General features: G+C 42.9%; 12 protein-coding genes, 2 tRNA genes and 1 pseudogene. 8 read left to right on the forward strand and 7 right to left on the reverse strand.

Annotated elements, in window-relative coordinates; translation table 11 throughout:
• Positions 1-24: 24 nt before the first annotated feature.
• The 6 genes from AC5WJX_RS08865 to AC5WJX_RS08890 form a co-directional block, all read right to left on the reverse strand.
• Positions 25-606 carry a TetR/AcrR family transcriptional regulator gene (locus AC5WJX_RS08865; protein ID WP_494484221.1) on the reverse strand — a complete coding sequence of 194 codons (582 nt, stop codon included), beginning with the start codon at positions 604-606 and terminating at the stop codon, positions 25-27.
• Positions 607-973: 367 nt separating this feature from the next.
• Complete coding sequence (locus tag AC5WJX_RS08870; RefSeq protein ID WP_440431841.1) at positions 974-4,165, reverse strand: efflux RND transporter permease subunit; 3,192 nt, start codon at positions 4,163-4,165, stop codon at positions 974-976.
• A gap of 39 nt (positions 4,166-4,204) precedes the next feature.
• On the reverse strand, positions 4,205-5,269 hold the full coding sequence (locus AC5WJX_RS08875) for an efflux RND transporter periplasmic adaptor subunit (protein ID WP_440431839.1): 1,065 nt from the start codon (positions 5,267-5,269) through the stop codon (positions 4,205-4,207).
• Complete coding sequence (locus AC5WJX_RS08880) at positions 5,266-6,603, reverse strand: TolC family protein (protein ID WP_440431837.1); 1,338 nt, start codon at positions 6,601-6,603, stop codon at positions 5,266-5,268. Before AC5WJX_RS08880 ends, AC5WJX_RS08875 begins: the two co-directional genes overlap by 4 nt.
• A 16-nt stretch (positions 6,604-6,619) precedes the next feature.
• Positions 6,620-7,231 (reverse strand): TetR/AcrR family transcriptional regulator, encoded by a 612-nt coding sequence (locus AC5WJX_RS08885; protein WP_494484222.1) that lies wholly within the window; start codon positions 7,229-7,231, stop codon positions 6,620-6,622.
• A 111-nt stretch (positions 7,232-7,342) separates the two neighbouring features.
• The gene (locus AC5WJX_RS08890) at positions 7,343-7,948 is read right to left on the reverse strand and encodes a TetR/AcrR family transcriptional regulator (protein ID WP_440431833.1); all 606 of its coding nucleotides are present in this window, start codon (positions 7,946-7,948) and stop codon (positions 7,343-7,345) included.
• A gap of 117 nt (positions 7,949-8,065) precedes the next feature.
• Between AC5WJX_RS08890 and murB the strand changes: the two genes are divergently transcribed.
• The 4 genes from murB to AC5WJX_RS08910 all read left to right on the forward strand — a co-directional run bounded on the left by murB (position 8,066) and on the right by AC5WJX_RS08910 (position 10,851).
• A complete protein-coding gene (gene murB, locus AC5WJX_RS08895; protein WP_494484223.1) occupies positions 8,066-9,100 on the forward strand; it encodes a UDP-N-acetylmuramate dehydrogenase in 1,035 nt (344 codons plus the stop codon).
• A 175-nt stretch (positions 9,101-9,275) separates the two neighbouring features.
• Positions 9,276-9,806, forward strand: coding sequence for an RNA polymerase sigma factor (locus AC5WJX_RS08900; RefSeq protein ID WP_440431829.1), 531 nt, complete (start codon positions 9,276-9,278; stop codon positions 9,804-9,806).
• A gap of 104 nt (positions 9,807-9,910) precedes the next feature.
• A complete protein-coding gene (locus AC5WJX_RS08905) occupies positions 9,911-10,600 on the forward strand; it encodes a lycopene cyclase domain-containing protein (protein ID WP_494484224.1) in 690 nt (229 codons plus the stop codon).
• 20 nt (positions 10,601-10,620) lie between these two features.
• The gene (locus tag AC5WJX_RS08910; RefSeq protein WP_494484225.1) at positions 10,621-10,851 is read left to right on the forward strand and encodes a cytochrome b5 domain-containing protein; all 231 of its coding nucleotides are present in this window, start codon (positions 10,621-10,623) and stop codon (positions 10,849-10,851) included.
• A 29-nt stretch (positions 10,852-10,880) separates the two neighbouring features.
• Here AC5WJX_RS08910 and AC5WJX_RS08915 read toward each other — a convergent pair whose 3' ends face one another.
• Positions 10,881-11,801 carry a PfkB family carbohydrate kinase gene (locus AC5WJX_RS08915; RefSeq protein WP_440431823.1) on the reverse strand — a complete coding sequence of 307 codons (921 nt, stop codon included), beginning with the start codon at positions 11,799-11,801 and terminating at the stop codon, positions 10,881-10,883.
• Between the two features lie 136 nt (positions 11,802-11,937).
• On the opposite strand from AC5WJX_RS08915, the gene AC5WJX_RS08920 reads away from it, so the two are divergent.
• From AC5WJX_RS08920 to AC5WJX_RS08935, 4 genes and pseudogenes are all read left to right on the forward strand, one after another.
• Positions 11,938-12,011: transfer RNA gene (locus AC5WJX_RS08920), tRNA-Asn, on the forward strand.
• A 133-nt stretch (positions 12,012-12,144) separates the two neighbouring features.
• Positions 12,145-12,507 carry an ISAon1 family transposase N-terminal region protein gene (locus AC5WJX_RS08925; RefSeq protein WP_494484226.1) on the forward strand — a complete coding sequence of 121 codons (363 nt, stop codon included), beginning with the start codon at positions 12,145-12,147 and terminating at the stop codon, positions 12,505-12,507.
• Positions 12,508-12,553: 46 nt separating this feature from the next.
• A pseudogene (locus AC5WJX_RS08930) lies at positions 12,554-13,474 on the forward strand (ISAon1 family transposase); the annotation flags it as partial.
• Between the two features lie 357 nt (positions 13,475-13,831).
• Positions 13,832-13,905 (forward strand) — tRNA-Asn (locus tag AC5WJX_RS08935).
• The last annotated feature ends 530 nt before the right edge of the window (positions 13,906-14,435 follow it).

A 14,435-nucleotide genomic window follows, 5' to 3' on the forward strand; every position in this document is an offset into this window, starting at 1 on the left:
ATTGAGTTTAAATTGTTTGATCTTTTATTGTTTTTTGATGCCGTCCCATATCATGCTGATTACCACCTTGATGTCTTCCTCCGAAAATACCATGTGTTCCCTCAGGTGAAAGTTCGCCGCTGCCACTAGAGTTCCTTTAATGATCGGCATGAGCAACTTGGCATCGATGTTCTTGAAGTACTTGTTCTTTATGCCATAATCAAAGAAACTGATCACGTGCCTGAACCTTTCTTCATGATTATCTGCCTGGCTTTTTGCATATGGAGAGTTTGCATATTGCTCCAGAAAGTACAGCGAGTCGGGGTTACTCAGATAAAAGTTATAGTGGTTGAGCATGCATCGGGTGAACCGCTCTTTATAAGGCTGCGTTTCATCATCTCCAACCAACAAGGCAGCAGCAAGACGCGTACTTTCATGCACATACAACGCGTTGATCAATGCATCCTTGGAATCAAAGTAATGGTATATCGTTCCAGCAGCTACCCCTGCATGTTTTGCAATCATGCTCATCGGCGTACCGTGGAAGCCATACTGACGAATAAGCGCGAGTGTACTGTTCAAAACAGTCTCACGTTTGCCACAAATATCTTCTAATTGAACGTTCATTCGGCTGCAAAAGTAAGGGTTTTTCTGAGCTTAAAACATCCGAAGATCGCTTATGACCAAAAAATGATGTTGAACAAAATTAGTTAATGACATGAATTTTGTAAAAGGGCAATAAGCTAACGGTAGCTATTGCTGTACAAACGGTCGTTAAGCTTTGGGGAGGTTGCTGTTGAGATGCTGACCAGACGCAGATCAGATACAAATCAGACACACAGGCCGGTGCGCTTCATGTGCGTTCTATGTGCCTTTCATGTGGCTTTGATGTGCGTTTGATCAGAAGCTGATGATATTGATTGTCATACCTGGCTAAAAACAAAAAAGGCCGTGTCAAAAAGTTGACACGGCCTTTCCGGAAAGAAAAATACGATTAATGCGTATGTTCCATTTCGTATTCTTTGACCTCTTTATGATCGTAAGGCTCTACCATGAGTTCTTCAATGGTTACGCCTTTTTTATTATATCCAAGTTTATCAAGGATCCTGTCGAAGATCATATACATTACCGGAACGATGATCAGGGTTAGGAAAAGTGAACTTAATAATCCACCGATAATTACCCATGCCAAACCGTTTTTCCATTCCGCACCGGCACCACCTGCCAATGCAATTGGAAGCATACCAATTACCATCGCAATCGTAGTCATCAGGATTGGTCTTAGACGGGCGTGGTTAGCCAGAATTAATGCTTCGTGCGTACTCTTGCCTTCGGCCTTCATCTGGTTGGTAAAATCGACAAGGATAATCGCGTTCTTCGCAACCAAACCGATCAACATAATCAAACCAAGGATCGTAAAGATGTTCAGGGCGTTATTGGTTAAAGCCAGCGCAAGTAAAGCACCGATCACCGAAAGTGGGATCGAGAACATCACCACAAATGGATACACGAAACTGTCGTACAAGGTTACCATGATCAGGTACACCAACAGGATAGAAGATAGTAAGGCGATACCTAAAGTACCGAAACCTTCACCCTGGTTTTCTGCATCACCAGCCCAAAGATAACTTACACCTAAAGGCTTCTTTAACTCACCGGTTTGCTCGAGACGTTCCAATTCAGCTTCGAATTCAGCCACAACGGTACCGGTAGGACGGCCAATGGCCTGAGCCTTTACGGATACAGATGTACTCTTATCACGTCTTTCCAGCTGACTAGGTCCTGAACCCTGTTTAATAGCTGCAAACTGCGAAAGCTTGATCTGTTGTCCTGCGTTATTTACGAAGATCAGGTTGCTCACATCGTTGATGTCTTGTCTGTTAAAAGCCTGATATTGGATATTGATGTCGTACTCGTACTCACCTTTTCTGAACTTACCGTCAGTGTTACCACTGAATGCAGTTTGCATGGTTAAACCCACGGTTTGTAGTGAAAGGCCCAAAGCCGCCATCTTGTCGCGGTCTACCTGAACGTTAATTTCCGGGCTACCTTCTTCAACAGACAGCTTGATCTCTGCAGATCCTTTGATCTTGCGTAACACTTCCTGTGCAGCCGTTGCATAACGCATGGCGCTATCCAGGTCTGAACCCATCACCACAAGTTCGATCGGGGCATTCTCGGCAATACCCAGAATACTGATCGGTACCGTTTTAACTTTAACACCCGGTAGGCTCTTCGCTAACTCACGACTAACTTTGGTCGCGTAAATACTGGCCTCATCAGCGCGATCTTTACGGTCTACCAGTCTTACGTTGATTTCCGACTTGTATGCAGTGGCCTGTGTACCTCCAAAGTCACCACTTGCCTGACCTACCGTTGTGATCAACTGCGTGATTTCCGGCTTTTTGGTTAGGAAAGCTTCTGCTTTTTGGGTTGCATAATTGGTTTGTTCAATAGATGCATCTTTGGGCATTTCCAGCTGAACAAGGAACTCGCCTTTATCACTCTTCGGGAAGAACTCGGTACCGATGTATCCGGCAGGGATCAATCCGCAAGACGCGACAAGCATCAGGAATACCAGTCCGATGGTTTTACCCCGGTTGGCAAGCGACCACTCCAAAATTCCAGTGATCCAGTTGGTGAATTTGTGTAGCTGCTTTTCAAACCACAAGATGAATTTTCCGAATGCATTTTTACCTTCAATACGCTCCAATTTACCGAAACGGGAGGAGAGCAGTGGTACAATGGTAAAGGAAGCAACCAATGATAACATGGTCGCAATGATCACCACCACACAGAACTGTCTTAGGATGTTTGATACTAAACCAGTACTGATGGCGATCGGGAAGAATACTACCACAATTACCAGGGTAATGGATACTACGGTAAAGCCAATTTCGCTTGTAGCATCGTATGCGGCACGCACCTTGTTTTTACCCATCTCCATGTGACGGTAGATATTTTCCAATACCACAATGGCATCATCGACCAGAATACCCACTACCAGGGAAAGTCCAAGCAGCGACATCAGGTTCAGCGTGAAGCCAAACATCTGGATACCGATAAAGGTTGCGATCAGGGATGCTGGAATGGAAACCATTACGATCAGCGCGTTCCTTAAACTGTGCAGGAAGAATAGCATCACAAACGCTACCAGGATTACTGCAAGTACCAAATCGTGGATTACCGCGTCGGCAGATTCCAGGGTATATATTGAACTGTCGTTTACGACATTGATCTTAAGGTCATTGGTTTTGTAATCCTGCATCAGCTTTGCGATGGTGGCATGTACACCTTCACTCACTTCCACGGCATTCGCGTCAGACTGCTTAATGATCTGGATAGCGATCGCACCACGACGGTCGATACGGGCAAGTTTGTCAACTTCCTTTTGTCTGTCCTGCACATCAGCAACGTCGGATAGACGAATCTGAGCACCATCGGGGCTGGTTGCAACAACCAGGTTGCGCAGTTCGTCGATGTTCTGGTATTTACCCGAAAGACGGATCAGGATATCCTGTTCGTTGGTTTTAACACTTCCGGTAGGGAAATCAAGGTTCGAGCTCAGGATGGCCTGTTGTACCTGCGGTACAGAAAGGTTGTATCCTTGTAGCTTGTCAGCCATTAAGCCCACCTGAATTTCACGTTCCTGGCCACCAATCAAATTCACCTGTGCAACACCGTTTACACGGGATACGATTGGTGCGATACGGTTGTCGATCAGGTCATAAAAGGAAGCATCATCCATATTTGCTGAAGCAGACATGGTGATCACCGGAAGGTCATCCAGGGAGAATTTGCTCAGGGATGGCTGTTCAACATCATCCGGAAGATCTGCCAGGATGGAGTTTACCTTCCTTTGCGCATCATTCAATGACAGGTCGACGTTAGCTTTATCGGTCAGCGTAATGGTTACCACCGACAAACTCTCGTAAGAAACTGCATTCAGCTTCTTGATGTTCTCCATTGATGAGATTGCATCTTCAATTTTCTTGGTAACACTATTTTCCACCTCACTTGGTGACGCACCAGGGTAGATGGTAGAGATGGAGACCACGTTATTGCTGAACTTCGGCAAAAGCTCGTAGCTCAATGAGAAGTAGCTCAGCAGTCCCAGCAAGGATAGTGCGGTGAACACCACAATTACCAATGAAGGTCGTTTGATTGATATTTCTGTTATTTTCATCAGAATCTTTTTTAATGTTTATGAAAGCTATGCTTTCAATTATTTGATCACGGTTACCGGGCTGCCATCAACCAGGTTAATCTGCCCGCTTACGATTGCGGTCTCACCTTCTTTCAAGCCATCAAGAATTTCAACCTGATCACCGATGATCCGGCCGGTTACCACTTTGCGTACCCGCGCGGTATTTCCATTTTCCAGTACAAAGATCTGGTTGCTGCTAACGCTACCAATGAATGATCCACGTGGGATAGTGATGGTAGGTGCCTGATTAGGGAACTTGAAAATTGCAGTACCATACATACCCGCTTTTAACTTGTTCGACTTGGTGTTCGCCACTTCGATCTCAATTGGGAAGTTGAGTGTATTGTCTGCTTTTGCAGCGATAAAGGTGATTTTTCCGGTGAAGCTATCCGCAGGAAAAACATTACTTTTTATCTGAACCTCATCACCTACATTAAGATTGGCTACCTGGTTCTCGTTCACATTTACCCTGAGTTTAAGTTTGGAAACATCCACCAGCTCAAATAACTGGGTACCTTGAGCGGTTACAAATGCACCAACTTCGATATACCTTTTATTTACGATACCATTGATGGGGGATTTGATGTTTGCATCACTTACACGACGGGATGCACTTTGCAACCTTAATCTTGCGTTTTTCACTGCAAGGCGTGCCTGGTCCAACTGTTGCTGGGTAACACCGCCTGTAGTAAATGAGCTGCTATATCTGGCTTCGTCACGGATAGCATTTTGCAAAGCAGCTTCAGCGGTTTCTCTGTCCGTGTTCAAAATTTCGGCATCGATAAGCGCAAGCACCTGACCTTTGGTCACGCGGTCACCTTCGTCTACCATGATTCTGGTTACCCTTCCGGCATTCTCTGATAGAAAGTTAATCTCGGTGCCGGGCACAAAATTACCGTTGGCACTAAAGTCTAAATCCACGGCTTGTTTTTGAACTGAAGCAACACGAACGCTTACAGCACCACTACCTTCTGATACGATTGCAGTCTTGGCATCATTGTTTTTCTTGTTGTTATTTAGAACCAGCCATATGCCCACAAGTGTAGCGACAACAACTAAGGTTATAATAATTCCTCTTTTCATTTTAATAGTGATTTTATATTTCCGTTTGATTTTATAAGTTGAATTTCGGCGATCTTATAATTAAGCAGCGCCTGTGTATAGCTGTTCTGTGCTTCAGTTAAAGCATTTTCGGTATCCAGCAGATCTGTCAGTGCCGCCAACCCGTTGTTATAGTTGTTCTGCGTGCTTTGATAGATCTCTTCTGCAAGCTGAACGTTCTGACGTTGCGAGTTGATGGTATTGATGCTGTTGCGCAATGCAATTTTCGCATTCTCGTAGGCCAGGTTTAATGCGTTGGTTGTTTCCCTGCGATCTTCCTCTGCTTTTAAGATCTCAACATTCGCCTGTCTTACTCGTGAGCGCGTAGCGAAACCGTCAAAGATGGGCACCCTCAGGGTAAGGCCAATTGCGGAAGCGTCATACCAGAAAGCGGTGCTGTTGCTTTTGCGTTTAAACAAATCAAATTTATCACTCTGTCCGGTGGAAGAATAGTTTGCAGTTAATGACAGGGTAGGGTAGTACTCGGAGATATAAGCTTTTTTCTGAAGCCCCAGCAGTTCACGTTGCACGTCAAGTAATTTGATCTCTGTTCTGCCGCTTAAATCCACCGTATCTGCCATCGAAGGCAATCCTTTAACTTCTGTAAGTTCAGTGGTAGGAAGTTCAATCTCGGTTTCTACGGGCATACCCATGTAGAATTTCAGCTGGTTCTCCAGTTGCGTAACTGCATTGATCACCTGGTCGCGCTGATTCTCAAGATTGGTTAGGTTAACCTTGATACGGTCTACGTCGATCTTCTTCGCTAATCCATTCTGATACTGGTTCAGGATTATGCGTTCTACAACACGCACATTTTTGATATTGGTGTCGATTACATTACGTTGTTGGCGGTTTACCAACACCTGATAGTAAGTATTTGCAACTTGTTCAATGATCTGCTCCTCGGTAAGGTTCTCGTTGAGGAGGTAGTACTGTTCGCTGGTTTTCGCAGCCTTAAGCCCGGTAAACACCTGTTGATTAAAAAGCTGTTGGTTGAGCTGTACACCGCCGTTGGCATTCCATTTTCTTCCGAGCTGGAAACTTTGATCGCCTACGACCAACTGGCCGATGATCGGGTTGTATGTTAATCCGCCGTTACCGGTGATTTGCGGCAAGGCTTGTGCTCTCACTTCCTGGGTTTTGTACTTTCCGGCTTGGATGTCTAACTTGGATCTACGCACATTACTGCTGTTCTCAACGGCATAATTTACCGCATCACGGAGGGTGAGCGTTTGTTGTGCCGAAACATAGTTTGATAAAAGCAGCCCCAGCAGCAATAGCGGAATGACTTTTAACTGTTTAAATTTAATCTTCATTGTTAATTGTTTCTGGTTATTGTTTTTTTAAGCCTTTGACAAATAAGTTGGCAAGGGCCAGCTGCCTTTCAAGCATATTCTTTAAATCTTTTTTACCCGGCATCAGTTCTTTATTGCCTTGCATGATACATAATGAGGTCAAGCCATCCTGACTGTTCATGTACAGATCCGCAATTCTGTTGCTATCCTGCGCTTCGATCTCACCTCTTTCAATGGCTTCCTGAAAGAGTGCTGCATGGAAGCTCAATACCTTAGAGCGCATTTTCTCTACAAAGTTTCGCAGCTCCGCAGAATTTAATGCCGAATCCGGAGCGCCCCCACTCAAGTGAAGCATATAGTATTTCTGAAAAAAGCGGTGTTTGACCTCAATAAGCCTCGGAATAATCACCTCAATAGAGCGATGGTCTTTGTTTTCCTTGATTATTGCCTCAAAGAAATCATTGAAGATCTTTTCTACAACTCCGAGTATGAGGCTGGTTTTGTCCGGAAAATAGTAATATAATGAAGGTTTGGATACGGAAAGGTCCTCAGCAATCTCATTCATCGTAGTCTTATTGATTCCGAAATGAATAAACCGCTTGATCGCGCCTTCTATAATTTGTTCTCTTTTTTTATCTGTCTCTACCATTCTACCTTTAAACTTTCTGACTTTTATTATATTGTAGTCAAAGGTACGACCATAAAAGTTGTTATGCTATCATAGCATATTGCTCATCTGGAATATTGCATTTCTATGACGCTATGAAGCTGACAGGCCTGAAAGAAAGATCTTTGCGAGGAATTTTTCTTTGATGAAGATCTGTTTGAACTGCTCCTGACTAGGGCAGATGTTTTTATGACGGCTGAGGATATTGAAGTGTATTCCGCTGAGTGCTTCAACAAGTATTTCGGTTGTTAGATTGATATTGTCGACCTGGAATTCACCTTTTTCTACCCCGCGGCGCAGTAAGGAAGCGATGATTTTAAGCTCAAAGGCACGGGCTCTGGAAAATTTCTCATAAAGATCATCCGGTAGTTCGGGGCCGATGAGCTTATTAAATTCCATCAGGTTGTAATACTTTTGAATGTATCCCTGTCTTTTTTGAAGGACCATGAGCACACCTTCAGTGCAGGTATTGGTTTTTTCGACAGATTTAAGAATGTCTTTGCTGATGGTATGCATCAGGTGCTCAATAACGCTCACGTAAAGGCTTAGCTTGTCGGGGAAGTAGTAGTAGAGGAGGGCTTTTGAAAAGGATATATCTTTGGCGATATCTGTCATTGTTGTTTTTGCCAGTCCGTAATGTGCAAACCGCAACAAAGCAGCATTGATGATAAGGTTTCTTTTTTTATCCTGATTTTCCATTAAATATTCCTGTCCAAAAGTGTTGAGCGTAAACTATGCAGTAAATTTATTATTTAGTAAATGATATTTAATACTGTTCTTTAGAATTACTTTTGCAAGCATTTCAAAAAGCAATAAATGGGCCCTGTTATAAAAGAAAACGTATCATTAGTGAATTATAATACATTTCGTATAGATGTATCTGCGAGATGGTTTGTGGAGATTAATTCGGAAGCTGATCTGATCAGCGTGTTACAGTCTGATTTTATAAAAACGAAACAGGTGCTTGTTTTAGGCGGTGGAAGCAATATGTTGTTTACAAAGGATTATGATGGACTTGTACTCAAGATTAGTATTCCCGGTATAGCGGTGTTGGAACCAGAGGGACAAGGTAGCAGTGATGAGGTTATTGTGCGTGCCGGAGCTGGCGTATCCTGGAAATACCTGGTAGACTATTGTGTAAGTCATGGTTATGGCGGTATTGAAAATCTGAGCCTGATCCCAGGAACAGTAGGGGCTTCGCCGGTGCAGAACATCGGTGCCTACGGTGTAGAGTTGAAAGATATTTTCAATTCTTGTACTGCGGTTGAGATTGCAACTGGTGCAAAGCGGACCTTCGGTTATGACGACTGTGGCTTTGGTTATCGCGAAAGTGTCTTTAAGTCTTCTTTAAAGGGTCAATACATTATTACCTCCGTAAGTTATCATTTAAGCAGGTCGGCAAAGCTGAACGTGCAGTATGGTGCGATCCAGCAGGAGCTTCAACAACGGGGGATTGAACAGCCCAGCATAGCAGATGTTGCAAAAGTGGTTTCAGAGATCCGGGTGAGTAAGCTGCCTGATCCTGCAACCATTGGAAATGCGGGTAGCTTCTTTAAAAATCCAGTAATCTCTATGGCTGAATTTGAGCGCGTGCAGGCGAATTTTCCAGATGTTGTAAACTTCCCGGATGGGCATGGTAAGGTGAAGCTTGCTGCAGGTTGGTTAATTGAACAATGCGGATTTAAAGGTATGGTTTCCGGGAATACCGGTACCTGGAAAAATCAGGCCCTGGTGCTTGTAAATCATGGCGGCGCTACTGGACTGGAAGTGTATAATTTTTCAGAACAAATAATTGAGGCTGTGGCTGATAAATTTGGAATTTCGCTCGAAAGAGAGGTTAATATACTTTAAATCCGAGTATTTCTTTCGATATCAATCCGGTAACTACCTGAATCCGGAAAGCTAAATTCATTTGGTACATATGTTGTATAACATTTAAGTGTGCAAGATTAAACAAACTTGGAGAGCCACAGATATTCCAATTCGAGTTTGTTTTTGCATTTAAACCTTTAAAACTTAAATCATTATGACAAAAAATGAATTTAATCTTCAGCTAAACAACCATGCCGGTTCTCTACAGTCATTCGCTTTAAATTTTACTAAGGACGTGGAGGACGCTAATGATCTGGTACAGGACACCATGTTAAAGGCAGTAACTTATTACAGTAAATTTAAAGAAGGTACAAATCTTAAAGGTTGGTTATTTACCATTATGAAAAACACCTTTATCAACAACTACAGACGTCTGGTAAAGACAAACTCGCTGATTACCCAATCAGAGGAAATTTCATCATCTAATCTGCACTATAGTGCAACAAAAAATACAAGCGACAGCAAGTTTATCATTGGCGACATCAATAAGGCGCTTGCAACTTTGCAGCCAGAATATTATGTGCCTTTCATTAAGTACTTTGAAGGTTATAAATACCATGAAATTGCGGAGATATTAAATATTCCGATCGGCACGGTGAAAACCAGAATTCATGTAGCTCGTCAGATCTTGAAAAAATACCTTAAAACTTATTCTAAAGATGTATTGGGTGCTGAAGTAGTTTAAAGCTAGTTTTCTTTTAGGAATGCCAGATGATGTTGGTTTTTTGTTGATCAGCGGCGGGTTAATGGGATTAAATCCTATTTTTGAAGCTAATTCTGTTACGCTGAATGAGTACTTATCTGATATCCCTGGCCGTATTGCTGGTCATTTCCCTGATCCTCTATATTCAATCTTCCCAAGGCAAATTATGGAAAGCTTTATTGCCTGCCGTATTTGGGGCAGGGGTGATCTTTATGATTGCAACACTGGTGCTTAAAAGGATAGCGGTGTTTAGCTACGATCTTTCCCGCTTTGCAGGCGCCGATAATTCTGGTATCCCCTATGAAGTTATTCTTAGTGCTTTTGTGTTTCCATTTGCCGGGATTGCGATTTACAACTTTTTAAACGCAAGATTTCCTGCTCAGCCTTATGAGAAATACAGCCTGGCATTAAGTAATATCCTGATGGGGCTTTGTATTGCGATGATCTTTTTTGCTTATACCAAATGGTATCCGGTTTTTACATTTGCTTTGATGGTCCTGACCTTGTTTCTTGTTGAATATAAAAATAAGATCCGCTTCATGTACCGCTTCTACCGGGCCTACCTGGTTTTGGTGTTGGCGTATTTAGCCGTTGTACTGCAGTTTCATTATTTGGGCTACTTCGGGTTCAATGAACAGCATACCATTAAGTTCAGGCTTCTCTATGTGCCTTTTGAGAGCTTCTTCCTGTTGCTTAGCATTATGCTGATCGCTGTTTTTCTTTTTGAGGTGTTTAAAAAGCGCTACAAGCTTATTCAGGAAGTTGCAGGTAACTAAGGTTCATTAAGGAATGATATATGAATAGTTATACTAAGCAGCAGCTTGCATTGCGAAATGGGCAGGATAAGCCGGAGATCTGGGTCGCTTTTGAAGGTAAGATCTACGATGTGACCTCGAGCCGCTTGTGGCGTAATGGCAAGCACTACGAACATTGGGCAGGGCAGGACCTTACGGACGAGCTGAAGGATGCGCCGCATACGCATTCCGTATTTGTGAAGTTTGAAGTAATTGGAGTTTTAAACTCCTGAAAGCTTTGCTCCCAGGAGTTTATATGGTGTTATGGTTCGATCGTAAAAGCGCTTAGTTTTACAAATTCCTGGATTCTACCAGCAACTTCAGCTTCTGTAAGGTTTAAAATACGTTCTGTACCAAACTTCTCTACACAGAATGATGCTAAGGCAGAGCCATAGATGATGGCATTCTTCATGTTGTTAAAATTGATGGTTCCAACCTTGGCAAGGTAGCCGATGAATCCGCCTGCAAACGTGTCGCCAGCTCCTGTTGGATCAAAAACCTCTGCAAGTGGTAATGCCGGTGCAGAGAAAACCTGATTTTCATGGAATAATAAAGCGCCATGTTCACCTTTTTTAATGATCAGGTACTTAGGACCCATGTTAAGGATTTTCTTTGCAGCTTTAACAAGGGAATATTCTCCGGATAGCTGACGTGCCTCCGCATCATTGATGGTAAGTACGTCTACCATGCTTATGGTTTCCAGCAAATCGTCCATGGCTACGTCCATCCAGAAGTTCATGGTATCCAGTACAATCAACTTAGGTCGCTTCTGAAGGCGCTTGATGACCGTTTGTTGAACTTGTGGCGTTAGATTGCCTAACATCAGGTACTCGCAGTCCTGGTAGCTTTCTGGAATGATGGGATCGAAGTCAGCGAGCACGTTCAGCTCTGTAGCCAGCGTATCGCGACTGTTCATGTCGTTGTGGTATTTTCCAGCCCAAAAGAATGATTTCTCTCCAGCTTTAATTTGCAGTCCTTCGGTATTGATGCCGTGCTGATTGAAGGTATCGATATCTTGTTGCAGGAAGTCGTCCCCAACAACACCAACGATTTTCACTTTATTATAGAAGTAAGAAGCGGCTAAACTGGCGTAGGTAGCGGCACCGCCCACGATTTTATCTGTTTTTCCAAAGGGCGTCTCGATTGCGTCAAAAGCTACAGTACCTATGATTATCAGGCTCATATAAGTTGTGTTAAAATATTTGTAATTTTTTTCTTCGCAAAGATTGCATAAATAATTTAAAAGCCCTAATATTGCATTCCCAAAACGAACGAGGCTTGTTGTTCACGATAGGATAAATTCTTTTGGATGATCAGCTTCCCGAATAGCTCAGCTGGTTAGAGCATCTGACTGTTAATCAGAGGGTCGCTGGTTCGAGCCCAGCTTCGGGAGCAAAAACCCTGCAGAAATGCAGGGTTTTTTTATGCCTGTTTTTTCGGGAATCCGAGGTGTTTTCGGGATCAAGTCAAAAAGTTGTGGACTAGGTCTTATATTTTTAGCTTTGGTGGTTTAGATTTCTCACTTCATGCAGGACGGATACCACACCTTAATAAGCTTACTACTTCCCGATTTCATTCTTGACTTTTTCGAACTCAAAGAAGTGCGCAAAGAAGAAGATATATTTCATTTGGATTTGCAAGAGGTTAATATTACTCCGAACGTACCCGATGGAGAGAAACTGCTTTCGAAAGGCTTTTTCCCCACGATTACCGTGCAGGACTTCCCAATCCGCGGGCACAAGGTGTTCCTCCATATTAAACGTCGTCGCTGGCTCAATACCAGCACAAACAAAGTGGCTTACCGGGATTGGAATATTGTTGCAGAAGGCACGCGAATAACTGAGGGATTCGCGGCTTTTTTAAAAGAAATCAGTCAATACCAGCCCTAATTCGGTTCATACTGTAGGTGGCTTCTATGGGGTAAAAGGAAAAACACTTCAGCGGAATTATCGCGAGTCATTAAGCGGATTCAAGGACTGGAACCAAAGGTCGCATGCAAAAGATTGGCTGCTTTTCCCCGAGAACTTAGGCACTCAGTTGTCCATCGATGAAACCTCGTTATCTCATGGGGAACTTTATACAATACTAACAAATAAGGCTGCTAAGGGTAAAAAAGGCGCCATTGTCGCCATTATTGCTGGCACAAAGGCAGATACTGTCATAGAAGTGCTGCAGAAAATTCCCGAAAACTTGAGAAGGAAAGTCACTGAGATTACCCTGGATATGGCAGGTAATATGGAGCTCATTGCAAAGCGTTGCTTCCGCTCAGCAGTTCGTGTGACTGACAGGTTCCATGTTCAGAAACTAGCAACCGAAGCGCTCCAAGAGATGCGTATAAAATACCGCTGGGAAGCCTTAGATGCAGAAAATGAGGCCATAGACCAGGCTAGGAAAGCAAAGAAACCCTTCCATGCAGAAGTACTCTCAAACGGTGATACATTAAAGCAATTACTAGCCAGGAGTCGATACGCATTGTACAGAAGACCTGAAGCCTGGTCTGCAAGTCAGAAAGAACGAGCTGATCTACTCTTTGATAAGTATCCTAAACTTAAGCAAGCTTATAACCTTAGCCTCAACCTAAGCAATATCTTTGAGAAAACTACCGACAAACTTTACGGTCTGGCAAGACTCGCCAAATGGCATGAGGCAGTAAGACAATCGGGCTTTAAATCCTTCAACACGATTTCAAGATCCATTCAGTACCATTATCAAACCATCCTGAACTACTTTGATAGTCGATCTACGAATGCTTCAGCCGAGTCATTCAACGCTAAAATAAAGGCATTCAGAAGCCAGTTTAGAGGAGTAAGAAGTACTGAGTTCTTCTTATATCGCCTTACCCAACTTTATGCTTAAAAACAACCTTACTCCACAACTTTTTGACTTGATCCTGTTTTCGTCTAAACTTCGTCTCTGCGTCATACTTTCTCGAGATTATTGCTCCGCAATACTGGAATTATCCTGCATTTTATGTCCTCTTGGTTGGATCAAAGGCTTAGGCTGTTGCAGCTTGAACGGTGCTTTTGGGGGAGATTTGATCGTACCTGCGAATTGTTTTTACCGACCTTTGATATGGTTCTGACTGAGGTATTGCTACTTAGCAATTTTGTGAAATAACTTTTTGCAATAATAATTTAAAAACCATAATATTGCGGACCCAAAACAAAGGAGGTAGGTTACTTCGGTAACAGCTCATCCGTTTAGGCGCCAGCTTCCCGAATAGCTCAGCTGGTTAGAGCATCTGACTGTTAATCAGAGGGTCGCTGGTTCGAGCCCAGCTTCGGGAGCAAAGCCCTGCAGAAATGCAGGGCTTTTTTTGTTTCTCTCATTTTCAAACGATCCTGCGGATCAAGAATCAAGTCGAGTACTACTGCTTCCAGACGCGTGCTTCGTCTTTAACACGGTTCTGTTCATAACATTAGGTTCTGTTCATAACATTATTGATTTTTCTTCTTGATGTTTTGAAGTTTACCTATCCTTCTTTTTGTTCTGAACGTTCAGTTTGCGTTAAATACCGTATGACGGTAATTGCCTGCCAAAAGGGTTTTCTAATGTGGAATTTTGATCAGCCTGACCCATTAATTTTAGCTATAGACAGAACCTTCTTAGCTCCAGGCGCATTGCTAGACGATTTCCGTCGCTCCTAAAAGTTTCATTTTAAATTTATTTTCAGTTCATCTAAGTGTATTTGCGGTAATACGCAGGCGGTGGGTAAAAACATCTTATTTTCTTTCGGACTTTATTTGATTTGCGATATTGTGTTGTTAATTTATTTAAAAATGCATGTCATTGCTTATGCTTTTGTTAATATTAAGGT

This window comes from Pedobacter sp. NEAU-ZC8, from assembly GCF_059278965.1.

Excerpts from the sequence above, each read along its gene's own strand:
- AC5WJX_RS08865 (WP_494484221.1), bottom strand. The coding sequence starts at position 606 with ATGAACGTTCAATTAGAAGATATTTGTGGCAAACGTGAGACTGTTTTG.
- AC5WJX_RS08870 (WP_440431841.1), bottom strand. The coding sequence starts at position 4,165 with ATGAAAATAACAGAAATATCAATCAAACGACCTTCATTGGTAATTGTG.
- AC5WJX_RS08875 (WP_440431839.1), bottom strand. The coding sequence starts at position 5,269 with ATGAAAAGAGGAATTATTATAACCTTAGTTGTTGTCGCTACACTTGTG.
- AC5WJX_RS08880 (WP_440431837.1), bottom strand. The coding sequence starts at position 6,603 with ATGAAGATTAAATTTAAACAGTTAAAAGTCATTCCGCTATTGCTGCTG.
- AC5WJX_RS08885 (WP_494484222.1), bottom strand. The coding sequence starts at position 7,231 with ATGGTAGAGACAGATAAAAAAAGAGAACAAATTATAGAAGGCGCGATC.
- AC5WJX_RS08890 (WP_440431833.1), bottom strand. The coding sequence starts at position 7,948 with ATGGAAAATCAGGATAAAAAAAGAAACCTTATCATCAATGCTGCTTTG.
- murB (WP_494484223.1), top strand. The coding sequence starts at position 8,066 with ATGGGCCCTGTTATAAAAGAAAACGTATCATTAGTGAATTATAATACA.
- AC5WJX_RS08900 (WP_440431829.1), top strand. The coding sequence starts at position 9,276 with ATGACAAAAAATGAATTTAATCTTCAGCTAAACAACCATGCCGGTTCT.
- AC5WJX_RS08905 (WP_494484224.1), top strand. The coding sequence starts at position 9,911 with ATGAGTACTTATCTGATATCCCTGGCCGTATTGCTGGTCATTTCCCTG.
- AC5WJX_RS08910 (WP_494484225.1), top strand. The coding sequence starts at position 10,621 with ATGAATAGTTATACTAAGCAGCAGCTTGCATTGCGAAATGGGCAGGAT.
- AC5WJX_RS08915 (WP_440431823.1), bottom strand. The coding sequence starts at position 11,801 with ATGAGCCTGATAATCATAGGTACTGTAGCTTTTGACGCAATCGAGACG.
- AC5WJX_RS08925 (WP_494484226.1), top strand. The coding sequence starts at position 12,145 with ATGCAGGACGGATACCACACCTTAATAAGCTTACTACTTCCCGATTTC.